Genomic DNA, 22940 nt, shown 5'->3' with positions numbered 1-22940 from the left:
CATGTCCTCCCCGCTCGGGGCCCTCCTCCTGGGAGTGGCGTTGTCGAGCGGGGCCATGGGTTGTCAGCCGGAGCAGGACAGCGCGTGGGGGGATGAGGAGCCGCGCACCGGGGAGCACTCACTCCGGGTGGCCAACTCGCTCACCACCCAGGCCCTGGTGCTCAACGCCATCACCACCAACCCCACGGCGAGCGCGATGATCATCGGCGGCGGCTTGCAGAACATGTTCTACCCGCCGGGGGGCATCTACGCCTCGCTGCAGCGGCAGCTCCTGGACCCGGACGCCCAGCAGGTCATGTCCTACCTGGTGAGCTGCGCGCTGGACGCGAGCAGCCAGGTGGCGTGGACGGATCCCACCACGGGCACGCCGCGCACCTGGAAGGGCAAGCTCGGGCTGTGTCCCGAGTGGAAGACCGGAGCCCCCAGCGCGGAGTGCAAGAACCGGGTGTCGGCCTGTCTGCTCGCGCGCAACAACGCCCTGGGCCGCCGCGTGGAGTTGTCCCTGCGGGGAGAGGATCCCTCGCGGCCCAACCTCTTCTCGCTGGAGGGGGTGACGCTGCCGGTGGAGTACGATCCGAACACGGATGCCCTGGTGCCCAGCTACACCGCCTGTTCCACGCCGAGCACCGTGACGACGCGCGACTGTGGCTGGAAGGGGGACGGCATCGGGCGGTGCGTGCCGGGGCAGATCGTACGGCTGGGAGCGGGCGCGCGGGCACCGGACCAGTGCGGCACGGGCGCGGTGTTGGGCTCGTCGAGCGGCGCTCCGATGATGCTGCGCGCCTGCGAGGGCATCACCGGGTGCGATGACGGCAGCGTGCGGCGTCTGGCGCACGGCGTGGGCACGTGCGGCACGAACCAGCCCGCGATGAGCTTCACCTGTCCGGCCTCGGGCGTCTTCAGCGTGATGAGCCAGGCGGCCGACAGCACGCAGACGGGCACGGTGTCGGTGCAGGAGGAGACGGGCACGCCAGCGGGCACGGGTTATCCCCTCTCGGAGGCCGAGGTGTTCTCCGTGCGCGAGGGAGCGTACTTCGGCAACATCTTCGAGCCGTCGGCCCTCGGGGCGAAGGTGTACGTCGACGAGGCCGGGAAGATCCAGGGCAAGCAGCAGGTCATCCGGGGCTCGGTGTACCGCAAGATGTACTCGTGCCAGGCGGCGGGCTGGAGCGACGCGGCGGCCTACGCGACGAACCGGCTGTGCGCGCTGCCCTCGAGCGGGGCCAACTGCGCGGCGATCCCCACGGGCACCTGCGTGAACCCGACGGCCCCCGCCTATCCGGGCTCCCGGTGCGAGCTGTCGGACGGGCCGGTGGTGGGGGGAGACATGGACTTCGAGAAGTGCCGCGACTCGACGGGTGCGACGTGGAACGAGCCCATCACCGTGTTCCTGCATGACGCGTGCGCCCTGATGTCCAAGGCCCCCGAGTCCTGCCGGATGAACAGTCAGAGGTAGAGGGGAGACACGGCCATGACGCACAAGCGGGACGACGCCTATCCCTGGCCGGACGCCGCCGAGCCGAGCGCCCAATCCCTGTATGGAGAGGAGTTGTCACCGGGGGCGCTCGTGGGGGGCTCCGTGGTCGAGGCCGTGCGCTACCGGGGCAGTGCGGCGACGCTCTACCGGGCCCGGTCGGCACGGACGGGCGAGCCCGTGGCGCTCAAGGTGCTGCACCTCCAGTTCGCCTCCACGCGGGGTGCCCTGCGCCGCTTCCAGCAGGAGGGGGAGACGTTGCGCAGGCTGCGCCATCCCCACATCGTGGACGTGATGGAGCACGGCACGCTGCCGGATGGACGGCCCTTCATCGCCATGGAGTGGCTGGAGGGAAGAGACCTGGCGGCGGAGCTGGAGGCGCGCGGCCCGCTGTCGGCGAGGGAGGCGTTGGAGGTGCTGGAGCAGGTGGGCTCGGCGCTGCGGGCGGCGCACGGGGCGGGCGTGGTGCACCGGGATTTGAAGGCGCAGAACGTGGTGGTGGTGGGGGCGGGGACGGCGGGCCCACACGTGAAGCTGGTGGACTTCGGGGTGGCGAAGCTGCTGACGCCGGAGGACGCGGGCACGGGTGTGACGAGCACGGGGCTGTTGCTGGGCACGCCCCTGTCCATGGCGCCGGAGCAACTCCGCGGAGAGACACCCGACGCGCGCACGGACCTCTATGGGCTGGGGGTGCTGCTGTACCAGCTCGTCACCGGGCAGCCGCCCTTCCAGGGCCCCACGCAGGTGGAGTTGGAGGAACAGCACCTGCACGCGCCGGTGCCGAGGGCGAGTGAGCGGGCGCCGGTGCCGGTGGGGCTGGACGCGGTGGTGGCGCGGTGCATGGAGAAGCAGCGGGAGGCGCGCTACCCGGGGGTGGACGCGGTGTTGGAGGAGCTGCGGCGGGTGGTGCGGGGCGAGGGCGCGGGCCGCATCCGGCAGGTGCGAGCGCTGGGGCTGTACGTGGAAGCGCGGCCCTGGGGACGGGTGGACGACACCACACTGGACACGGTGGACGCGCGGCTGGAGGGCGTGCGCGCGAGGATGGATGCACAGGGGCTGACGGTGATGGTGGAAGGCAGCGGCTTCCTGTTGGGGGTGGCGGCGCTGCCGGAGGAGCCCGAGGCGGAACAGGAGTTCCGGCGGCGGGTGTTGGAGATGGCGTTGACGCTCGCGGAGGAGCCCGGGGCGCGGACGGAGGAGGCGCGGGTGTCCCTGGAGCCCACGCTTCACGTGGACCTGGCGACGCTGCGCTCGGATGGATTGGGAGGAACGGGGCTGGGCGGTGGCCGGTTGATGCGCCTGTCGGCCTGGACGGGGGAACACCCGGGGCGGGGCGTGCTGGTGACGCGGGAGGCGCTGACGGGCCTGGAGACGGGCCTGCACTCACGGCCCCTCTCCAGCGGCGCGCAGCTGAGTCACGTCTGGCGTGAGGCGCACTGAGCCACGTCTCAGGCGTCTCGCAGAGCCATGGAGAGCGGATAGAGCGCCCGGTGATTGACGTTCGGGTGGTACACCGCGAGATGAAACTCCCCCGCGATCAGCACCCACGCCCGTAGAGGCGGATGGGATTGCTCACGCAGCCAGGCCTGCGCTTCCTCGCGAGTGGCGAACGAGGCGCTGGCCACCGGCGGGTCATTCACTTCGAGCCAGCCGAGATAGCGCTCGAGATCCCGGTTCCATGGCAAGCGTCGGAAATTACTTTCGCGATCGTAGACCACGTCATGATAGCGGTCGCCAATCAAGACATCGGCGAACACGGGCGGGCTCGGATGGCTCCTGAGCCATGAGTCCGCCTGTGCACTCGTCTCGAACGCGGCCACGACCATGGGGGGAGCGTTGGATTCGACACGCTGGATGAATCCCGCCAGGGATTCGTACTGGCAGGTCGAGGGAATGAAACGAAGCGCATCGAGAATGGCGCGGATGGCGTCCTGTTCTCCGGCGGACGTGGGGTCATCGAGAAGCGCCTTGAAGAAGCGCTCCGTCTTGCTCAGGAGTTCTCTCAGCTCCGGTGCGCACTCCTCCGGGGTCACGGTGGATGACCGAACCTCCTGGCCTTCTCGAAAGTCCAGGAAGGAATACCATTGGCCGGTGGCGGAGATGAAGTCCAAGGTATCCCGGGCGAGGCCGAGAATCCGCTCCTGCTCTTGAGTCTGCCCCTCGCTCCAACGCCTCCCAATCACCTGCTGGGCATCTGAGAGAACCATGGGGTCCTTCATGGATGCACCGCCAGGAATGAGGACTCGGAAGCCGCTTTGGACGAGGCGAGGACGAGGACAGGAGCGAGCCACAGCGCGCCACCACCACTCGCCCCGACAACGACGACGAACGACACGCCCGCGATCACGACAACAGCCCCCACCAGCAACTTCTCGCTATTGCGTTCAATCCAATCGACCGCGTCATCCACAGCATGAAACTTCACGGCCTTGCCTTCAGCCAATTCCTTGAGACTGCTGCAATCGAGATACGGCTGCCTGCACGCCCGACGACAATGCTCTTTCTTGGAACCGATTTTCATATGGCTCCAATGACGGCCGCTCAATCCCGCGAGGCACATGCTCTCACACGCGATAAGTTCCTCGTCACAGTCCCGATTGAAGGACACCTGGATGACACGGCTTTGCAGATCGCGAGAATCCGCCAGATACGGATATTGGACCCGGAATGCCTCGATGGGCTTCCATGAATGGGTCATCTGCCCATCTGCCCCTCTTTCAACGACGAGAACATGTCGGACCAATTCCCGAGCATCGCGAGGGGCTGGAGTCACGTGACGGGTCGCGCCACACGACAGCAACAATACGCAGAGGCTCAAAGCCATGAGCCTTTTGGCCACAGATGGGGGTCGCATCGAAGCTGGCGTTCTCGCACGCCCCACACACCATGTCCACCGTCCACGTGCCCCGACGGAGCGTTCAACCACGGACGGAAGAAAGCGTGGGTCTTGAGCCCCGGACCCTCGGCCATTAGTCCCGAGACCATGACGACCCAGGTAGCGGCGGTGTTTGGAGTAGGCCCAGGATTGGGCGCGGCGGTGGCCCGGCGCTTCGCGCGCGAGGGCTATGCGGTGGCATTGCTCGCGCGAGGAGAAACGGCGGCGCGCGAGGTCCGCGCCGATATCCAGAAAGAGGGAGGACGCGCGGAAGTCTTCACCGCGGACGCGGGAGACGCGGGCTCGGTCTCGAGCGCCTTCTCGCGGATCCGCGCGGAGCTGGGCGCCCCCGAGGTACTCGTCTACAACGCGGGCGCCTTCCACGTGGCGAGCGTGCTCGATCTGGATCCCTCCACCTTCGAGGCCGCCTGGCGCACCAACTGCCTGGGCGGATTCCTGTGCGCGCGCGAGGTGCTCCCCGCCATGCTCGAGCGCGGACGTGGCACCCTGCTCTTCAGTGGAGCCACCGCGTCCTTGCGCGGCGGCGCGCGCTTCGCCGGACTCGCCGTGGGCAAGTTCGGCCTGCGCGCACTCGCCCAATCCCTTGCACGAGAAGTCGGGCCCCAGGGCATTCACGTGGCCCACGTGGTCATCGACGGGATGATCGACACGCCCCGCGTGCGCGGCATGGCCCCGGAGCGAAGCGCCTCGACACTGCTCTCCCCGGAGGACCTGGCGGAGACGTACTGGCAATTGCACCGACAGCCCCCCTCTGTCTGGACGCAGGAGTTGGATGTGCGCCCCGCGGGCGAGAAGTTCTGAATCCGCGGAACTTGACGAAGCACGACCGGTCGTGCTTTTTCTGGGACATGGCGAAGCGCGCCCCCAAGACGAACGAGCGGATCCTCCAGGAAGGCCTTGCCCTGATGAGCCAGGAAGGCCTGGGGGGAGTGACGATCGGCCGGCTGGCGGAACAGGTGGGGATGTCGAAGAGCGGGCTCTTCGCCCACTTCCGGAGCAAGGAAGACATCCAGGTGGGGCTGCTCGAATACGCCGGCCGCTTCTTCCTCCCGCGCGTCCTCGAGCCCGCGATGAAGGCGCCCGAGGGGCTGCCCCGCTTGGAATCCCTGGTACGGCATTGGCTGGGATGGGCGAAGCGGGCGGGACTCCCGGGAGGCTGCGCCGTGGCCGCCGCGATGTTCGAGCTCGACGACGTGGAGAGCCCCGTCCGGGAGTATGTCCTCGGTATCGAGGCGCAGTGGCGCGCCACGCTGGGACAGTTCGTCCAGCAGGCGGTTGAGCTCGGGCACCTGCGCGCCGGACTCGATGTCGAACAATTCGTCTGGGAACTCTGTGGCATCTACCTGAGCCATCACACCTCGAGCCGCTTCGTGCGGGACCCGCGCGCCGACGAGCGGGCCCGCGTGGCCTTCGAGGCGCTCGTGAACCGGGCCCGTCCCGGGAAGTAGTCGCGCTGTCTGGATTTGTCCGCGAACGCTCCTCGCATGCCTTCAGGTGTCTGTTCATGCTCTCCGCACGCGCTGGTGCAGTCCTGCTCATGCTCAGCCTGGGGATGGGGTGTAACCGGAAGCCCCCGGACACGTGGACCGAGGTGGACGGAGGCGTGCGCTGCGAGGGCGACCCCCGCCACCTGGCTTGCACCGGCTTGTATGGCGAAGGCGGAACGGGGTGGACGGCGAGGCAACTCGGTCCGGGGGTCCGAGCCTTCACGCCCGGGCTCCAGCTCTGGAGCGATGGCCTGGAGAAGTCCCGCTTCGTGTGGCTGCCTCCGGGGACGCGGGTGGACACCTCGCGCATGGACGAGTGGCGCTTTCCGGTGGGCACGAAGTTCTGGAAGGAGTTCCGCTGGAAGGGCCGGCGCATCGAGACCCGCTTCATGTGGAAGCGCGCCGACGGCTCCTGGCTGCGGACGACCTACCGCTGGAGCGAGGACGAACGCGTGGCGCTCGAGCTCACCGGGGGCGAGCGCGACGTGCCCGGCACTCCGGGCTTCGAGATTCCCAGTCAGTTGGACTGCCAGGCCTGCCATCGGGGCCGGGAAGACGGCGTCCTCGGCTTCGAGGCGGTGGCGCTCGCGCATGAGGCGGCCTCGGGGCTGACGCTCGGGCAGCTCGCCGAGGAGGGACTGCTCACGCACCCGCCCGGAGAGGCGCCACTCATCCCGGGAACGCCCGTCGAGCGCGAGGCCCTGGGCTGGTTGCACATGAATTGTGGCGTCTCGTGCCACAACGCGAACGAGACGGCCCTGGCGAGCTTTTCGGGCCCGCGGCTCCGGTTGGAATCCCAGGAGCTCGCGTCCGTCCAGGCCACGGGGGCGTTCCGCACGGGAGTGGGAGTGCCTTCCCAGTTCCGGCCCTCGCTCGGGACTGGAGGGAAGTTCCTGCGGGTCGCCCCCGGAGATGGGTCGCACAGCACGCTGCTTTACCGGATCGGCAGCCGCGAGCCGGCGGTCCAGATGCCGCCCCTGGGCACGCACGTCGTGGACGAGGTCGGCCGCGCCGCTGTCCGCCGATGGATCGAATCGATGCGAAGGACAAACCCGTGAAGGACATGCTCTATCAAGCCGTTCTCTTCCTGCACTCCTGGTTGCGCTGGGGCGTGGTGATGCTGGGCCTCATCACCGCCGCCCGGGCGGTGCGGGGCTGGGCGGGAGGCCTCGAGTGGACCCGGACGGATCAACGCGTGCGGCTGCTCTTCATCACCCTGCTCGACAGCCAGGTGTTGCTCGGACTGACGCTCTACTTCGTGCTCAGTCCGCTGACGCCCCGGAGTCTGGAGGGCTTGCGGTCGGTCATGTCCATCTCCGTGCTCCGCTTCTTCGGCCTCGAGCACGCGACGACGATGCTGATGGCGCTCGTCATCGCGCATGTCGCCTCCGTCGCGAGCCGCAAGGCCCGGGACTCCAAGGCGAAACATCGCCGGTGGGTGGTGGGACTGCTCATCGCGCTGGTGTGCATCGCGGCGGGAATCCCCTGGCCCGGACTGCCCTACGGGAGACCGCTCCTGAGGACCTTTGGATAGCCGCGCTCAGGGGTTCCAGATGTGCAGGAAGGGGGCCACACCTTCGTTCTTGAAGGTGTTGACGTCCGCGATGCACTTGCCGAGCTTCGACTCGTCAAGGAACAGCGGGTTGTGGGCCTTCGAGACGTCCGGGTCATGCAACAACTCCCGATAGGGATTGGTGTTGTTGCTGTAGTTGATGAGCCAGATCCGGTTCAGGTGCATCGACCAGATGGCATTGCGCCACTTGAAGGCGGAGGACGAGGAGGCGAAGGCGGGGACCCCGGGCTCGAGGGTGCGCGCGAAGCCGCTCTTGGTCGCCTCGATGTCGCTCGGGTACTCGAAGGCGTGGAAGACCAGGAGCACGTCGGGCGTGGACCCGAAGGTCTCGAAGACGAGGTGCGCATGGAAGAGGTTGTTGCGGCTGAGCACCCTGGCCACCCCGGACTTGCTCGCGATGTGCGCGGCCGCCGTGTCGAACAGGGTCTCGACGTAGGTGGTGACCGCCGGCTTCGTGAACCGGGCGAAGGGGGCGCCGCCACTGGCCCAGTTCTCGACCTTGTTGTAGCCGGGGGCCTTCGCGAGGTTCGACTCCTGGGTGATGTCGTTGGCCACGACCACGGTGGTCTCGCCGTGAAGTGCCGTGATGGCCGCGGCGGCCGTGGGCTTCGTGAGCAGGACGGAGAGTTCGGCCGGGAGGCTCCCGGGCCCCGCGACGACCTCGACATGAGCGGATGATGTGGAGGCGGTCTTGAGTGCTTCGTATGCGTCCTTGACGGGCATGGTGTCCTCTTGAGTGGGCAGAAGATGCCTCGCCGGATGGCGATGGGCCTCTGCACCAGATAGGACGCTGATCTCGCCGCGGTGTGAAAGCGAAAAGGCGTGGACCGGAGACTCTTCTCTTCCCTGGGTGTGAAACCCGTTCGAATTGCTGACAAGGATTGAAGGCCTGTTGAGCTCGTGCCGGGGCCCACCTCGCACCTACCGTGGGCAAGCCCAGGTGCTCCAGAATCGCCCGTCTCCCATTCCCCAGACGGGCAATTGCCAAGATGGACGGGCGGACCTCCGCGGACGCGGCACGGGCGGCATGCTCTGCGCCCTGAGCCCGTGACGACCGCCGTTGCTGCACGGAGGCTCGGAACTGGGATAGACTGTGCCAGTCGTCTCTACCTGGAGTGCACATGCGCGATTGGATGAAGCAGCTTGGCACGAGTCTCGGCCTCCTCATGACCGTGGGTACTGCGTCGACGGCCCTGGCCTACCCGCCGCAGTGCATGGACGTCTGTTCATGCAACAGCAGCTGTGCCGCGCCTTGTTACCAAGGCACCTTCCGGACGACCTGTTCGGAGGAGATCTGTGTGGATTATTGCCGGGCCACCGACACCCAGGCCGCTCTCACCCAGGAGCAGCAGGGAGCCCAGGAGCAGCAGGACGCTTCCGAGGACGTCTGCAGCGAGCAGACCCCGCGGTCCACTTCCGTCAAGAGCTGAGACCACGCCTCACACGAGGCCTGCGCTCTGGCTGTCTTGAGCCTCAGCCCCACGCGGCCTGGGGTGGCCCTCGTGCCGGGGCCCACCTCGCACCTACCGTGGGCAAGCCCAGGTGCTCCTGAATCGCCCGCTCCCCGGGTGCTCCTCCGATGGGCGCGGTGGCCCTGTTTCTCAACTACCGCGCCTGGACGCGTTCTGGCCGTGGCCGCCAGCCCTACCTTTCCCGTCAGACCTTCCAGTAGAATGTGAGCGGTCAGGCGAGAACGTCTGTGGGGAGGAGCGGTCATGGGTCGGGGAAAGCGTCCAGCCACCTACGAGGACATCGAGGCCCTGCCACCGGGGTGGGTGGGGGAGATCATCGACGACGAGCTGTGGGCCTTCCCACGGCCGGCGAAGTGGCACGCGTGGGTGGCCTCGGTGCTCGGCGTGAGGTTGGGGGCCACCTTCGGTATGGGGGAAGGAGGGCCCGGAGGCTGGTGGTTCGTGTTCGAACCGGAGTTGCACCTCGGCCGGCAGGTGTTGGTGCCGGACCTGGCGGCGTGGCGGTACGAGCGGGCTCCGGGGCTGTTCGAGCGGGATGAGCCCTTCTTCGACCTGGCACCCGATTGGGTGTGCGAGGTGCTGTCCCCCTCGACGGCGGCGCTGGACCGGGGCCGCAAGCTGCCCCTCTACCATCGGGAAGGCGTGAGCCACGCGTGGCTGGTGGACCCGAGGGCCCACACCCTGGAGGTTTACCGCCGGGGCGCGCGAGGTTGGCGGATTTCCCGGTACGGAGGCGAGGAGGTGGTCTGCGTGGAGCCGTTCGACGCGGAGCCGCTCGACCTGGGGCGGCTTTGGGCACCCCGGTCCACACCAGCGCCTGGACCTTGATCCCATGCTTGTTTGTGCATTTGAGCATTCAATCGTCAAAACGGGTTGTCTCAACGTCATTGAAAAAACAAGCTTTCGTTGATTGATGGCTCGTGATTGGAACGCACGATAACGTGTCTCGGAAGCCAGACGTCGGGGGGACGTTCAAATGTACCAGCAATACAGTTGGTGTCGGTCCATCGTGGCCGGCCTCGTTTTCGCGCTCACTGCTTGTTCTTCGCCCTCGGACGTCGGGGGCGCCAATGGCAAGAATGCCTCGGTCCGGCTGGTTCCGGAGCCGCCAGGCGCGAGGTGTCCGCAAGGGGGAACCGCCATCCAGACCGGCCTCGACGACAATGGGGATGGCGCCCTGGGCGACAATGAGGTGGAGCAGACGTCGTTCGTGTGCAGTGGGAGCAGCAGCCCGAGCGGCGGCATGTCGCTCGTGAGACTGCTGCCCGAGTCCGCGGGCGTCCGATGCGCGTCTGGTGGCACCGCTGTTCTGTCGGGCCTCGACATGAACGCCGACGGGTTCCAGGGAGACACCGAGGTCTCCAGCACGCAGTACATCTGTAACGATAGCGAGGGAAAGAGCGGGGGCGCGTATCTGGTGAAGCTGATCCCCGAGTCCTCCGGTGCGAACTGCTCACGGGGCGGCACGGCCGTTCACGGGGGCATCGACGTGAACGCCAACGCGCAGCTCGAGAGCACGGAGGTGACCACGAAGCAGTACGTCTGCAATACCCTGACGGAGACAACGGGCACCAACGCCCTCATCCGGCTCGATGTCGAACCGGCCGGTGCGAACTGCTCCCAGGGCGGCACGGCCGTGAAGAGTGGCCTCGATGCCAATGGCAACGGAACGCTCGAGACGAGCGAGGTGACGCACACCACGTTCGTGTGCAATGGCCTGCGTGGCAATGACGGTCAGAACGGAAAGAACTCCCTCGTGCGGCTCGACCCCGAGCCCGCGGGCGTCAACTGCGTGTACGGCGGCACGGCCGTGAAGAGTGGCCTCGACTTGAATGGCGACAAGACTCTGAACAACGCCGAGGTCACGGCGACCCAGTTCGTGTGCAGCGCGGCCTCGCTCTTCCGGACGAAGTGGGCGAGCAACCCGCTGGGAAGCTACACGTCTGGAGAGATCACCAACCTGTGGGTCCCCGTGTCGCGCCGGGTCACGATCTACAAGACCAAGGATACGTCTCGCATCAAGCTCACCGTCTCCGACAACTTCCGGGTGGGGTTGCAAATCAACGGAGGAAGTGGTTGGTACTCGGTGCGCATGAATGGCAGCGGGATGGGTTGCGATGCTCGGCAGTATAACTGGAACGCGGCCGGATGGGGCAACAATTATCACCTGCCGTTCGCGAATGTCTGCCTCACGGATCAATTGCCCAAGGGGCTGTACGAGTTCGATGTGTGGGCATACTCGGATGTGGGGACTGGCTATATCGGCAATGGAACGAGCGGCAGTGCGTTGCTCCTCGCCGAGGAAATGGATGATGCTCAGCCCTACGCATTTTCAAAAGCGGGCGCTCCGGGGTTCATGACGAGCACGGCCTACGCCAAGGTGAACGGACGGGAAGTCGCGTTCACGAAGCGGGCTGCATCCACTCTGCTCAAGGTGACGCTCGCGGACACCCTTCGCGTGGGTCTCAACCAGAACGGGGGATCGGGCACGGTGATGGTACGGCTCGATGGCGCCACCACCAGTTGCTACACGGGCAAGTACGACGCACAGGGTACTGGCGGCAACTTCCAGAATCCTTTCGTACTGACATGTATCCTCCCAAATGTCTCGGCGGCTCAGCACACGCTGGATGTCGCCTTCGTGTCGAACTCGGGCGGCGAGATATACATTGGCTGGGACAGGAGCAATCCACTTCTTCTCGTCGAGGAAATTCCCAACACGGGACTCACCTACTCGAACATGAGCATTGAAAGTGGTGAACTTTCTGGAAACTGGGCTGGCGTCGGTGCGCGGCAGATCATGCACGCCGTCAGCGCAATCGGGAAGACTCTGAAGGTTACCTACTCGGACACGTTCCGGGCGGTTACCGGTTGCAACGGGCGTTGGGGTTTCGTCCAACTCTATGTGGATTTTCAGCCGACCGGTTGCATCAACGGCCAGTATGTGTGGAATGGGGGCGCGATTCAAAACCACCACCATCCGCTGAACCTGACGTGCCTGGTTCCCAATCTGACGCCTGGCAACCACACGTTCTCCATCTGGTCGACCACGTTGCATTCGGATGGAATCACCTGCGGTTCCAATTATTTCGGATGGAACCGCGGACAGAACCTGCTGCTGGTCGAAGAACTGCCGTAGATGGGGAGTCCCCTCGGGTGGTGCATCCCTCATCGTGTGCGGCCGGCAGGCCACGCCGGGAGTTGTCCGCACCACCCAATCGCGGCACCCGCCGACCATGGTTGGCGGGTGCCCCTTCTGGAGGACTGCCCGCTAGTTGCACCGGGGCGAGGCGCGGTACGTCGAGCGGCCCAACTGGCGGGGCAACGTGAGGACCATCCAGCAGGCAGTGGCCGACTCCAGGGTGGACGGGAAGCATGACCCGGCGGTGCTCGGCCGGGCGCTCGGGCTGCCAACCAAGAACCTCGAGGGGCCGTTGAAGACGATGACGCTGAACTTGGCCACTTCGAAGACGTGCGCCTGTGGAAGGTGTCTGTGGAAGGTGTCAAAGGACTCGTTCCGACACGAGTCGTCTGACACCCGGGCAGCGAGCCGGGAGCGGCTGAAGGTGCACGAGAAGACGGAGTGCCTGCGGGAGTTGTCGCTGGGGGCGCTGAAGGCGGCGGCGGAGAAGCTGAAGGCGGCCATTCACTGCATGGAGACGGCGGAGTCCCTCACGCCCGCGGAGCAGCGGCACTACCTGCGGTGCGCGGAGAGGCGGGTGGAGTGGGCGCTGTCGCTGGCGGGAAAGGTGCAGCCTTTCCTGGCCGCGGCCCTGGAGGCAGCGGTGCACAGCTTCACGTTCGTCCCCGGCGAGCTGAGCGCGGAGGAGGAGCGGCCCGAGGTGCCGGCGAGCGAGCCCATGTTCCGTCTTGTGTCGCTGGGGGAGGCGGGCGAGGGGCAGTAGCGCGACGGGGGCGGGGTGGGCAACTTCGAGAGATGGCTCCGAATGAGTCGTTCCCGGAGGGGAGCAGTTCTCGCAAGAAGCTCATCATCGGCGGCGTTGTCGTCGGTATCGCCACCGTCGTCGGCTTCATTGTCTGGGCCGCGCGCGTGGGCCGCCAGTTGGACGGCTTCCAGCAGGAACTCCTTCTGTCCATCGTGGACAAGCTCGTCCTCGCCAGCGTCGTCGTTCTCCTGGGCTACCTTGTCCAGAGACAACTGGAGATCTTCAAGCGGAACCAGTCCCTTGCGGCGGAGTGGGCGAAGGCAAGCATTGCCGCCTACAACCGGGCATTCGCTGCTATCTACTCTCTCGACTATGCCGGCTTCCTCGTGTTGGATGCGGCGCATAACGCGGCAAACGCATCCAAAGAGCAGAAGAAGGGCGCCTCCGCAGTGTTGGCAACGCAGAGCGCCGCGTATGACAAGGAGAGCGACGCACTCATCACCATACTGAAGACGGATCAATATCTGCTCGGCGCTCCCTTCTGCAAGGCGGCCTCGAGACTCGTGCAGCAGACTCGCTCCGACATCAATAATGCGACGGGCGCCAATCCTCCTGATGACGAGGAGCGCATGCGACGAAGGAGGGAACGGTTGAGACTTCGGCAGGAGATCGTTCTCTACGTACCTGCCTTTGCACGCCCCCCAGCGTCGGACATCCATTTCAGGCTCCCAGAATTCGAGAGCGAGGATCCTGCCTCCAGCGGGGAAGTGCAGACGCCTGTCGAGCGGGATGAGCAGCCCTCGAAGAAGTAGCCGACGGCGCCGCGCTGCTGCAGCGGCTGGGGAAGGAGTCGCTGGCGGACTTCCTCACCGGCTACGCCGAGTTCACTGGGTGCTACTGAAGGACGTGGGACTGCTCTCGGACGTCCTCACCGTCTTCCTGCGCGCAGTGTTCGCCCTACAACGTCGGCGAGCGCGGAGGCAGGGCATCCGTCGTGGACAGGTAGGGGCCGTGTCGTTCATCCAATTCTTCAGCTCGGCCTTGCAGGTGACGCCTCACTTCCACTCGCTGGTGCCGGACGGTGTTTTCGTGCCCAGGGAGGGTGGCATGCGCTTCGAGCCGTTGCCGCCGCCCACACGAGGCGAGGTAGAGTGGCTGCTGAAGGTGGTGCGCCACCGGGTGTTGCGATTGTTGGAAAGCCGAAGTCGAACGTCTTCCTCAGAAGTTGCGCCCAGTCCACTCGCTCTTTCGCCTCTGGTCCGGAGGGAGGATGTCTGGCGCCGATACCGAGGAGGCGTGAGAAGAGACTCATGGCTGACCGGTCCATACCACGGCGTCAGAGGAGGCACGTGCTGGCCTCGAGGTCGCGCCGGGAATTCGGCTCGCACCGCTCGCTGGGACGTCTGCTCGTCGCGTAAGCGTCATCCTCCGAGGTATTCACTCCCGGCTCGTTCGCGACCTGCACCTGTATGGGAATCCTCCAGTGAGTTCAACAAGGGCCACCGCGCAAGTCTTCAAGAGCTCGCGAGACTGGCCTGACCCTGAAGGTGCGTGTATAGTTGCGCCGCATGCCTCGGCGGCTGGCAGGTCTTTGTCCAGGAAAGCGGGATTTTGATGTCTCACTTCACCCACTCCTTGCGTTGTCTGGCTGTCCTCCTGGCCTGTTCCTCCGCCGCCAGGGCCGGGGATTCCGACTACTCGCGGGCACGCCAGAGCTTCCGCTCCCACCTCGTGCGCGAGCAGCCCTCCCCCCAGAAGGGAGAGCCCTTGGAGACGCCCGCGGGTGCCAGCCGCGTCGAGTATGACAAGGAACGGCACCTCGTGGCCTTCCTGGGGGGAAACTCGCCGAAGGGAGGCCGTCAGCCCGCGGTGCTCTTCCTGCACGGAGGCTTCGCCTACAGCCCCGAAGATTGGATGATGGCGGAGCCCTATCGGACCGCGGGATTCATTACGATGATGCCCATCCTGCGTGGCGAGAACGGACAGGCGGGTCACTTCACCTTGTTCTACGACGAGGTGGACGATGTGCTGGCCGCCGCCCGTGCACTCTCGAGCCTTCCCGGAGTCGATCCCAAACGCGTCTTCATCGCGGGTCATAGCGTGGGCGGCACGCTCACGCTCCTGGCGGCCATGGCAACGGATACCTTCCGTGCCGCCACATCACTCTCGGGTTCACCCGACCAGTTCGGCTTCACACAGGGCCGTCCCTTCCTCGTTCCCTTTGACCCGGCCGACCAGCGGGAGTTCCTCATCCGCTCGCCGCAGGCCTTCGCGACCAGCTTCCAGTGCCCGGTGCGCATCTTCTACGGGTCCGAGGAGAAAGGCTTCGCGGCCTCAAGCCAGGACACCGCGCAGCGCGCCGCCGCGAAGGGCGCCGACGTCAAGGCTCTCGCCATTCCCGGAAATCACTTCTCGGCGGTGCCCGAGGAGATCCGCCAGAGCATCGCGTTCTTCCAGGGATTCATGGGCAAGGCCGCCCCCGCCCCCGCGCGGAAGCCCGCCACGCCCTCGCGAGCAGCCCCGTAAGAGGGTGTTCCGCTGTAGTCATCCACGCGATTGTCGCTGGTGCGGGGCCGGGGCCGCTTCCAGGAGGGCGCGCGGGTGAAGCCGTGGCTGTACGCCATCGCAACCAACGCGGCGCGCGACTGGCAACGGCGCAAGCGCCCCGAGGAGCTGACGGACGAGGGCGAGCTGCCCACCCGCGTGCCCGTGGACGAGGCGGGGCCCCGGGACGTGGGGCTTGAGCGCGCCGTCCAGCGTGCCCTGGAGCAGCTCCCCGAGGGCCAGCGCATCCCCATCGTCCTGCACCGCTTCGAGGGGATGGGCTTCGCGGAGATCGCCGAGTCGATGGGGCTGACGGAATCCGCGGTGAAGGTGCGGGCACACCAGGGCTACGCGCGGCTGCGCGAGCTGCTGGCCACCCTGCGCGAGGAGGCGAATCCATGACGCCCGAGTGCTCGCACGTGCTGGACAGCCTGGGCCAACCCCTGCCGCCGGAGCTGGCCGCGCATGTGGCCTCGTGCGCGGGTGGCCTGGGGTCTGCTGGGCACCTGCACGGCCATGGTGGCGCTGTCCGTGGTGCTGGGCGGTTCGGGGCTGGTGGTGAAGAGCTTCCTCGCGGGCGCCCTCGGATGCGTGCGCACGCACATGCTGCTGTCGGCCCTGCCCCTGCTGTCGGCGCTGGTGATGCTGCGGCGCTCGGCGTACCACCCGGCGCGGGCGGTGGCCGCGGGGCTCTCCGCTGGCACCGTGGGCCTGCTGCTGCTGCACGTGCACTGCCCGGACGGCAGCGCCGCGCACCTGACCGCCTCGCACGTGGGCCCCTGGCTGCTGCTCGGCGGACTCGCCCTGCTGGTGCGCTCGCGCCTGCCCACCTACAACCACGCGCCCTGACCAACGAAGGAGCAGCCCCAGGGCCAGTGGACGCCTGCCTCGCTCAGCAACTCGTCGGCTGACAAGTCCCCGCGCAATCATACGTGCAGTCAATGCGCGCATCACACGTGACGAGCCACCACGCTTGCGGATCGAAGCACGAGCCGTTGACGGGCCCTATGCAGGACATGCGCGCGAGCTGCTGCTCATAGTAGAATTGACCACTATAACATGCCGCGGGCAGGCCCCTGCCGACAATACACCATTGTGTACTGTACATGAATTGCCCATAGGAGTCGACGGTCACCCATATCGAACTGTGCAACCCCGCCCTCGGATCGCAGGACAGAGCAGCCTGCGTCTCGCCCTGCTCCAGAGTCCCCTCTGCTGCTCCTGCCTGAGCCTCCTCATCTATCGGCGCATTGCAGCCTAGAATCATGAACGCGCTGCACATGGATGCCGCGAACAGCGAAAGCGCCCTGCGGTTGCTCACCAGAACCCCCTTGGAATCAACGGAGTACTCTCCGCGTGAAAAACGAACATACTCCTACGCGGTCGTGGTAAGCCAGACAATACAGGGATGAACTGAAATTTCTGGCATCCCCCGAGGCGAAGAAGAACGGGAAGACGATGCCAGTCCCGTCCTGGGTGGAGAGTTCCGTCCATAGCAGCACGGGGTAGGCGTGTGCCGCGCGGGGCAGGGCCACCCACTGAAACACCTGTAGGACCAAGCGCTCACCGCGCAGCCCTCCGCTCCGGTGAAGCTGCTCGCGGGCTGGGCGTCAGCGGGCGCCATGGCCTCCGCTCATCTCGGGCCCATCATCGCATTGTTTCAGCCAGGGCAGCCGGAGCGCGCCGCAGCCAGCGGGGACGTCAGAACATGGCGCAGACGATGCCCACGCAGTCGCCCGCGGTGTTGCCGCGCGCGACGTTTCCGCCGCCGTCGGAGGCCGTGGGCGCGTAGATGCCGAAGCCCGCGTTGCCCAGGGCGAGGTTGTTGCTCACCGTGGGTGTGCTGGGCGGCTGCACTCGGAGTCCATCGCCGTCGTTGGCCAGGAACTGATTGTCACGGACGATGCCCGTGAGCGGAACGGGGAAGAACGTCTGCAGGTCGGACAGGCGCAGACCGTCCGCGTTGTCATAAAAGGTGTTGCCGTCGATGTGGACCTTGAAGGCCGCCACCTTGAGCCCCGCGCCATTGCGGACGGCCAGGGTGTCGATCATCGCCAGTTCGTTCGTCTCCCAAACCGGCCGGATGGCGGGCGCGAACGCGGCGTTGTTGGCCAGCAGCGAGTTCTCGAACCGCATCTCAGCGCAGGTGTAGGGGCCACCGGTGTCGAGCTGCATCCTGCCCACGGCGTCGTTCCACGCGAGCGTGCTTCCGCGGATGCGGGCGGAGCCACCGAAGCAGTTGATGACGATTTCATTGGACGTGAAGGTGGAGTCGATCACGTCGATGTGATGGAAGTCCGCGACCATCGCGGTCCCGTTGTGGGTGAAGAGGGATGACCGCACGTCGAAGTTGCCATTGGACGCATCGAACTCGCTGCTCAGCCCGGTCCCATTCCCCTTCAGGCGTGAGTTCGTGATGAGGAAGTTCCCATAGGAGGTCCGGTGGTAGACGCCGATGCCGTTGTCGAGGAGCGTGAGCTCATGCAGCCGCACGTTCAGCTGGCCCGAGCTGCTGGTGGTGATGCCGCTGCCGAATCCCCGGACGGTGCCATTTCGCACCATCCGGCCCCTTGCGAGCACGATGCCTTGTGAGTCCCTGTTCTCCGGACCGGTGCGGCGGATGGTGTGTCCGCCCAGGTCCAGGACGATGCCGTCGCCGTCGAGCTGGAGCGCGAAGGGCGCCGAGCTGGGGCAGTGGAGATCGTGCGTCAGGCGCGTATGGGTGGTGAGGGTGTCACCGCACTGGACGGTGAGACCTGCGGTGAACGTCACCTCGCCATCCGCATCGGAAGGAGTCGTGCCACGGGCCTGGACGTCCGGCGCTCCCGTGAACAAGGTGGTCACAGCCAAGGCCACGGTGAATCCACGCGTCTGCTTCATGCTGCCCCCTCGGGCCGGAGACGTCCAGCCACCGGCACAAGAGGCTATAGCCACGGCGCCTCTCCCGGCTTCCCGTCCGCAGGTGTCAGCGCGCAGTCCGGAGCGCGACAACGTGGAGGCGCCCAAGTCGGCGGATGAACCGGCACTCCGCGCGTTGGGCTTGCCGTGGTGACGTGGACAGGACGCGCGCCCCGACAAAGGCCGCTCAGCGCGGGAAGACCTCCTTCAGCGTGCGGTTGACGATGTCGGGGCGCTCACGCATGACGAAGTGCCCGCACTCGTGCACGTAGTCGATGGTGTAGTCGCGGTACCAGACTACTGAACTGCTATCAAAGCAGGCCAGACTAGGACGGCTCCTCCACCCCGACGTTGCTGGAGGCCCGGTCGTACACGGCCACGTCGAGCAGTCCTTCCTCCCTGGCCACCAGGACCGGCACCAGCATCTGGCCGGTGACGTTGGTCAAGGTGCGCATCATGTCCAGGATGCGATCGATGGCGAGCAGGTAGCCCAGTCCCTCCAGCGGCAGCCCGGCGGAGCTGAGCACCACCGTGGCCATCACCACCGCCGTCCCCGGCACGCCCGCGGTGCCGAAGCTGCCGAGCACCGAGGCCAGCAGGATGATGAAGTACTGCGACGCCGACAACTCCAGGCCGAAGTACTGCGCGACGAAGAGGGAGGCGAGAGCCGGGTAGATGGCGCCGCAGCCATCCATCTTGATGCTGGCGCCCAGCGGCACCGCGAAGGCCGCGTAGTCGCGGTTCACCCCGAGGTTGTGCGTGACGCTGCGCAGGGCCACGGGCATGGACGCGAAGCTGGACGAGCTGACGAAGGCCACCTGCATCCCGGGCGCCGCGCCCCGGAAGAAGCGCAGCGGATTGAGCCCGTGCGCCAGCAGCAGGCCGCCATAGACGAACACGACGTGCAGCGCGCAGGCCACGTACAACGCGAGCACGAACCGGCCCAGCGGCAGCAGGCGCTCGAAGCCGTAGGTGCCCACCAGGGCGGCGATGAGCCCGAAGGTTCCGAGCGGGGTCAGCTCCAGCACGAAGCGGGTGACCTGGATCATCGCCTCGCTGGCCTCGCCCACCAGCGCGCGCAGCCTCGCCGTCTTCTCGCCCAGCTTGACCAGCGCGAAGCCCAGCAGGCCGGCGAAGAAGATGACCTGGAGGATCTTCCCCTCCGCCAGGGCGGCGAAGGGATTGGTCGGCACCACGCCCAGCAGCACCTGCACCGCCCCCGGGACCTCGCGCGGCTTGTAGCCCTCGGCCATCATCAGCGTGCCCACGCCGAGCCCTGGGCGAAGCAGGGCGGCGGTGCCCAGACCCACGCCCACCGCCAGTGCCGCGGTCACGGCGAACCACAGGAACGTCTTGCCGCCCAGCGCCGCCACGCTCTTCTGCCCGTGCAGCGCCGACACCGCGTGGATGACCGCGAAGAACACCAGCGGCGTGGCGATCATCCGGATGAGGTTGACGTACAGCGTGCCCAGCGGCTGCAGCCAGGGGCCCGCCGCTTCGCCCATCGCCCAGCCGGCCAGCGCGCCGAGCACGAACCCACCCAGCACGCGCTGCCAGAACGGAATGCGGAACCACCAGGACAGCAGTCTCATGGGCGCTGTCTAAGGACGCCATCACCCGTTGTCAATTCGGGCTGGTGCGACCAGGGCTGGGGGGATCGACCTGCTGGTGGTGCTCTTGCCTGGCGACACGGCCTGGCCGCTGGTGGCCCGTTGCACGCCGCGAGGACACCAATTCGACCAGGCCGCGGCTCCGGAAGACCTTGCTGGGTGAGCGCGTCTAGTTGGCTGTTTGGATTTCCGCGAGCTCTGGAACCGTGGAGGGCAAGCCGATGCATGAGATCGCGCACGAGGTCGCCCGCGAGCGCGTGGAGGTGCTCAGGTCGGCGCTCCTCAAGGGATTGACGCCCGCGAAGGCGGCGGCATTGATTGATTTCAAGGCATAAGGCAACGTGCGGTTACCTGAAGTACCTTGAGAAGCATTTTTAGAAGAGAAGACATGAGCGCGAACGACACCGTGGTGCGTATGGATCGGGTACGGAATGTCCGTGATGCCAACGAGAACCAGCTCGACACCAAGCTGGATCATGCTCCCATTGGCAAGCCGACCCGCCGTCTGTCGGATCCCCTCCCGGAAGCCCAGCCTCCAGAGCAGTTCGTGAAGGAGCTGACGAACCACATCGTCAAGTCCGCCGCCGCGAACGTCGGTCCCTTCTATGAGGAGCTGCTCGCCGGCCGGATTCCCATCGAGGGTCTGCGCGAGTGGATCAAGCAGTGGTACTTCGACTCGCGGACCTTCCCGTCGGTCATCGCGCAGATCGCCGCCAGCGCGACGTACTACTACGATGCCCGCCAGTTCATGGGCGCCAAGAAGGATCCGAACTGGAAGAAATTCTGGACGGCCGCGGCTCAATGAACTGGAAGCTGCTCATCCTGCTCGTCGCGGTCCCCCTGACCGCGGCGGGCAATCTCATCGCCGGCAAGTTCGCCCTGCGCAGCTTCTCGCCCGCGCAGGCGAACGCGCTGCGCTACCTGCTCGCGCTCGTCTTCCTGCTGCCGATGCTGCGCCGGTGGCCGAAGCCCACGGCGCGGGAAATGGGCGTGCTCGCGGCCACCGGGCTGTTGGGCATCTGCATCTACAACCTCCTCTTCTTCGAGGCGATGCGGCTCATCCCGGTCTCCGAGGTGGCGCTGTTGGAGATGACCATCCCCGCGGCGTCGCTGGTGCTCGCCAGGTTGTTGCTGCGCGAGCAGGGCTCCGGCCGCCAGGTGGTGGGCATCATCGTCAGCTTCGCGGGGGCGGTGTGGCTGCTGCGCATCCTGCCGCCCGAGGCCTCCGCCATGAAGACGGACATGGACTGGCGCGGCGAGGTGCTCATGCTGCTCGCGGTGGCGTGTTTCGCGCTCTATTCCGTCGTCAGCAAGTTCGCCATGAAGCGCCTGCCCCCCACCGGGGTGGCCACCTGGAGCTGTCTCTTCGGCAGCCTGCCGCTGCTGCTCATGAGCGCGCCGGACCTGTTCTCCGGAGCGCTGCGCCTGGGGGACGTCTCCCTGGAGAGCTGGCTGGGCATCCTCTACGGAGGGCTGATCGGCTTCGTGTTCAACATCATCGCCTGGTACTACTGCTTCCGCGAGGCAGGGGTCTCCAAGACGAACATCTTCCTCTACCTCGTCCCCATCTTCGGGGCGATCCTGGCCTTGCTCATCTTCGGGGAGAGCCTGAGCGGGTGGCAGCTCTTCGGTTCCGCCATCACCCTGGCCGGGGTGGTGCTCGCCACGTTCGAGCGCAAACCCCCGCAGGCTGTCGAGAAGGTGGCGCGCACCGAGTAGCGCCGCGTCTCACGAATCCACTGCGCGCGGGAGATCGACTTGATTGCGAAGCGGCATACCGGCACGGAAGAAGGTGAGGTTGTCCAGGATGAGCCTGGACAGGTCCGCGGCCTCCTGGGGATAGCGGAAGGCCCCGTGGGGAGTCACCCACAGGCCCTCCACGTCCCACAACGGGCTGTCGGGAGGCAGCGGCTCCTGCTCGTGCACATCGAGCAGGGCCGCGCGCAGCCGCTTCTCCTGGAGCGCCCGCACCACGGCGCCGTTGTCCAGCACGGCGGCGCGGGCGACGTTGATCAGCACGGCCCCATGCGGGAGTGCCCGGATGGCCGCCTCGTTGATCAACGGAGGCTGGGTGGTGCTTCGGTTGGAGGGCAGGGCGATCACCAGGTGGTCGGCATCCCGGAGCGCGTCCGGCAGATGGGAGGCCGGTCTCACTTCGTCCACCAGGGGCGAGGCCCGTCCGCTGTGGGTGATGGCGACGGTGCGCAGCTCGAAGCTTCGCGCCCGGAGGGCGATCTGCTGTCCGATGTGTCCCAGGCCGGCGATGACCAGGGTGCCGCCAGCCAGGAGCCGGGCACTGGGCGGCTTCCACTCATGGGCGCGCTGCTGGCGTACCAGGGTGGGCGCATCCTTGGCGAGCGCTAGCAGGCCCATCCAGGCGAACTCGGCCACGGCCCGGGCGGGGACGTTGCCCGCGTGGGTCAGCAGCAGGTGCTTGGGAGGGGAGCCAGCGGGCACGTGCTCCGTGCCGGCGCCGGTGAGTTGCAGCCAACGCAGCTTGGGACAGCGCCCCAGCATGCCGGGCGGAAAGGTGTTGGCGACCAGGACCTCGAGCTCGCCGGCGCAGGGCGGATCCCGCTCCGTGTCGGTGACCACCTCGATGTCGAGTTCCGGGAGCACGGCACGGAGGGCGGACCCGATTTCCGTGCCCATGCGCGAATGGAAAATGCAGACTTTCATGGGGAGAACAGTCGAGGCTAGCACAGGTGAAACGGGACTGACCGGCGGGGCACTGCCCATCTGCGGCGGCATGGTGCTGTCGACCGAGCGGATGGCACCGAGGAGCGCCGCGTAGAGGAGATGCGGGCCGACCTGATGCGCACGGTCCTCTCGCTCGGTGGGACGCTCGCCGGGGAGCACGGCGTGGGCTATGCCAAGCGGAGCTTCCTCGGCTGGGAACTCTCCCCCGAGGCCATCTCCCTGCAGCGCAAGATGAAGGCGTTGATCGATCCGAAGAACCTGCTGAATCCGCAGAAGATCTTCCCGGAGGCTTAGGACACAGGCGGGTTCAGCAAGGCCTTTCCGGTGTTCTAGACCATCCCAACTCAATCCGTTCAGGGGTCGCAGCACCGAAGCCCGGTTTCCGGCCTCGGCGAGGCA

General features: G+C 66.6%; 22 protein-coding genes and 1 pseudogene. 17 read left to right on the top strand and 6 right to left on the bottom strand.

Annotated features, from left to right (window positions below; translation table 11 throughout):
• Nucleotide 1: 1 nt before the first annotated feature.
• Nucleotides 2-1456 (top strand): hypothetical protein, encoded by a 1455-nt coding sequence (locus tag F0U63_RS01965; RefSeq protein WP_395843078.1) that lies wholly within the window; start codon nt 2-4, stop codon nt 1454-1456.
• Nucleotides 1457-1471: 15 nt separating this feature from the next.
• Nucleotides 1472-2914 (top strand): serine/threonine-protein kinase, encoded by a 1443-nt coding sequence (locus F0U63_RS01960; RefSeq protein ID WP_395843076.1) that lies wholly within the window; start codon nt 1472-1474, stop codon nt 2912-2914.
• Nucleotides 2915-2922: 8 nt separating this feature from the next.
• On the opposite strand, the gene F0U63_RS01955 is transcribed toward F0U63_RS01960, so the two are convergent.
• Together F0U63_RS01955 and F0U63_RS01950 are read right to left on the bottom strand one after the other, a co-directional pair.
• Nucleotides 2923-3693 carry a hypothetical protein gene (locus F0U63_RS01955; RefSeq protein ID WP_395843074.1) on the bottom strand — a complete coding sequence of 257 codons (771 nt, stop codon included), beginning with the start codon at nt 3691-3693 and terminating at the stop codon, nt 2923-2925.
• The gene (locus F0U63_RS01950; protein ID WP_395843072.1) at nt 3690-4172 is read right to left on the bottom strand and encodes a hypothetical protein; all 483 of its coding nucleotides are present in this window, start codon (nt 4170-4172) and stop codon (nt 3690-3692) included. Before F0U63_RS01950 ends, F0U63_RS01955 begins: the two co-directional genes overlap by 4 nt.
• Before the next feature lie 285 nt (nt 4173-4457).
• Here F0U63_RS01950 and F0U63_RS01945 point away from each other — a divergent pair, with 285 nt between their 5' ends.
• Genes F0U63_RS01945 through F0U63_RS01930 form a run of 4 tightly spaced genes read left to right on the top strand, consistent with a single transcriptional unit; the run spans nt 4458 to nt 7391 of the window.
• On the top strand, nt 4458-5171 hold the full coding sequence (locus F0U63_RS01945) for an SDR family NAD(P)-dependent oxidoreductase (RefSeq protein ID WP_395843070.1): 714 nt from the start codon (nt 4458-4460) through the stop codon (nt 5169-5171).
• Between the two features lie 47 nt (nt 5172-5218).
• The gene (locus tag F0U63_RS01940) at nt 5219-5818 is read left to right on the top strand and encodes a TetR/AcrR family transcriptional regulator (RefSeq protein ID WP_395843068.1); all 600 of its coding nucleotides are present in this window, start codon (nt 5219-5221) and stop codon (nt 5816-5818) included.
• A gap of 56 nt (nt 5819-5874) precedes the next feature.
• Nucleotides 5875-6915 (top strand): hypothetical protein, encoded by a 1041-nt coding sequence (locus F0U63_RS01935; RefSeq protein WP_395843066.1) that lies wholly within the window; start codon nt 5875-5877, stop codon nt 6913-6915.
• 5 nt (nt 6916-6920) lie between these two features.
• A complete protein-coding gene (locus F0U63_RS01930) occupies nt 6921-7391 on the top strand; it encodes a hypothetical protein (RefSeq protein WP_395848304.1) in 471 nt (156 codons plus the stop codon).
• A 6-nt stretch (nt 7392-7397) separates the two neighbouring features.
• Here the strand turns inward: F0U63_RS01930 and F0U63_RS01925 are convergent, their stop codons facing one another.
• Nucleotides 7398-8153, bottom strand: a complete 756-nt coding sequence (locus F0U63_RS01925; RefSeq protein WP_395843064.1) for a hypothetical protein — start codon at nt 8151-8153, stop codon at nt 7398-7400.
• Between the two features lie 398 nt (nt 8154-8551).
• Here F0U63_RS01925 and F0U63_RS01920 point away from each other — a divergent pair, with 398 nt between their 5' ends.
• From F0U63_RS01920 to F0U63_RS01885, 8 genes and pseudogenes are all read left to right on the top strand, one after another.
• The gene (locus tag F0U63_RS01920) at nt 8552-8860 is read left to right on the top strand and encodes a hypothetical protein (RefSeq protein ID WP_395843062.1); all 309 of its coding nucleotides are present in this window, start codon (nt 8552-8554) and stop codon (nt 8858-8860) included.
• Nucleotides 8861-9145: 285 nt separating this feature from the next.
• The gene (locus F0U63_RS01915; protein WP_395843060.1) at nt 9146-9730 is read left to right on the top strand and encodes a Uma2 family endonuclease; all 585 of its coding nucleotides are present in this window, start codon (nt 9146-9148) and stop codon (nt 9728-9730) included.
• Nucleotides 9731-9878: 148 nt separating this feature from the next.
• Nucleotides 9879-12041: a hypothetical protein gene (locus F0U63_RS01910; RefSeq protein ID WP_395843058.1), complete on the top strand. Its 2163-nt coding sequence runs from the start codon at nt 9879-9881 to the stop codon at nt 12039-12041.
• 136 nt (nt 12042-12177) lie between these two features.
• Nucleotides 12178-12807 carry a hypothetical protein gene (locus F0U63_RS01905; protein ID WP_395843056.1) on the top strand — a complete coding sequence of 210 codons (630 nt, stop codon included), beginning with the start codon at nt 12178-12180 and terminating at the stop codon, nt 12805-12807.
• Nucleotides 12808-12839: 32 nt separating this feature from the next.
• Entirely contained in the window at nt 12840-13601 is a 762-nt protein-coding gene (locus F0U63_RS01900) for a hypothetical protein (RefSeq protein WP_395843054.1), read from the top strand.
• A gap of 802 nt (nt 13602-14403) precedes the next feature.
• Nucleotides 14404-15315 (top strand): alpha/beta hydrolase family protein, encoded by a 912-nt coding sequence (locus F0U63_RS01895; protein WP_395843052.1) that lies wholly within the window; start codon nt 14404-14406, stop codon nt 15313-15315.
• A gap of 30 nt (nt 15316-15345) precedes the next feature.
• Nucleotides 15346-15735, top strand: a complete 390-nt coding sequence (locus tag F0U63_RS01890; RefSeq protein ID WP_395843050.1) for an RNA polymerase sigma factor — start codon at nt 15346-15348, stop codon at nt 15733-15735.
• A gap of 60 nt (nt 15736-15795) precedes the next feature.
• Nucleotides 15796-16182: pseudogene (locus F0U63_RS01885) on the top strand (NrsF family protein); the annotation flags it as partial.
• An 852-nt stretch (nt 16183-17034) separates the two neighbouring features.
• Here the strand turns inward: F0U63_RS01885 and F0U63_RS01880 are convergent.
• Nucleotides 17035-18213, bottom strand: coding sequence for a right-handed parallel beta-helix repeat-containing protein (locus F0U63_RS01880; protein ID WP_395843048.1), 1179 nt, complete (start codon nt 18211-18213; stop codon nt 17035-17037).
• Nucleotides 18214-18557: 344 nt separating this feature from the next.
• Complete coding sequence (locus F0U63_RS01875; protein WP_395843046.1) at nt 18558-19823, bottom strand: dicarboxylate/amino acid:cation symporter; 1266 nt, start codon at nt 19821-19823, stop codon at nt 18558-18560.
• Nucleotides 19824-20229: 406 nt separating this feature from the next.
• Between F0U63_RS01875 and F0U63_RS01870 the strand changes: the two genes are divergently transcribed.
• Nucleotides 20230-20646: a hypothetical protein gene (locus F0U63_RS01870; RefSeq protein WP_395843044.1), complete on the top strand. Its 417-nt coding sequence runs from the start codon at nt 20230-20232 to the stop codon at nt 20644-20646.
• Nucleotides 20643-21560, top strand: coding sequence for a DMT family transporter (locus F0U63_RS01865; RefSeq protein ID WP_395843042.1), 918 nt, complete (start codon nt 20643-20645; stop codon nt 21558-21560). The genes F0U63_RS01870 and F0U63_RS01865 overlap by 4 nt, the downstream gene beginning before the upstream one ends.
• Before the next feature lie 9 nt (nt 21561-21569).
• On the opposite strand, the gene F0U63_RS01860 is transcribed toward F0U63_RS01865, so the two are convergent.
• Nucleotides 21570-22520, bottom strand: coding sequence for a D-2-hydroxyacid dehydrogenase (locus F0U63_RS01860; protein WP_395843040.1), 951 nt, complete (start codon nt 22518-22520; stop codon nt 21570-21572).
• 60 nt (nt 22521-22580) lie between these two features.
• Between F0U63_RS01860 and F0U63_RS01855 the strand changes: the two genes are divergently transcribed.
• Complete coding sequence (locus F0U63_RS01855) at nt 22581-22835, top strand: FAD-linked oxidase C-terminal domain-containing protein (RefSeq protein ID WP_395848303.1); 255 nt, start codon at nt 22581-22583, stop codon at nt 22833-22835.
• Nucleotides 22836-22940 lie beyond the last annotated feature (105 nt).

Source organism: Cystobacter fuscus, assembly GCF_044360685.1.
Classification (GTDB): domain Bacteria; phylum Myxococcota; class Myxococcia; order Myxococcales; family Myxococcaceae; genus Cystobacter; species Cystobacter fuscus_C.
This window is presented reverse-complemented; position numbering and strand designations above follow the sequence as displayed.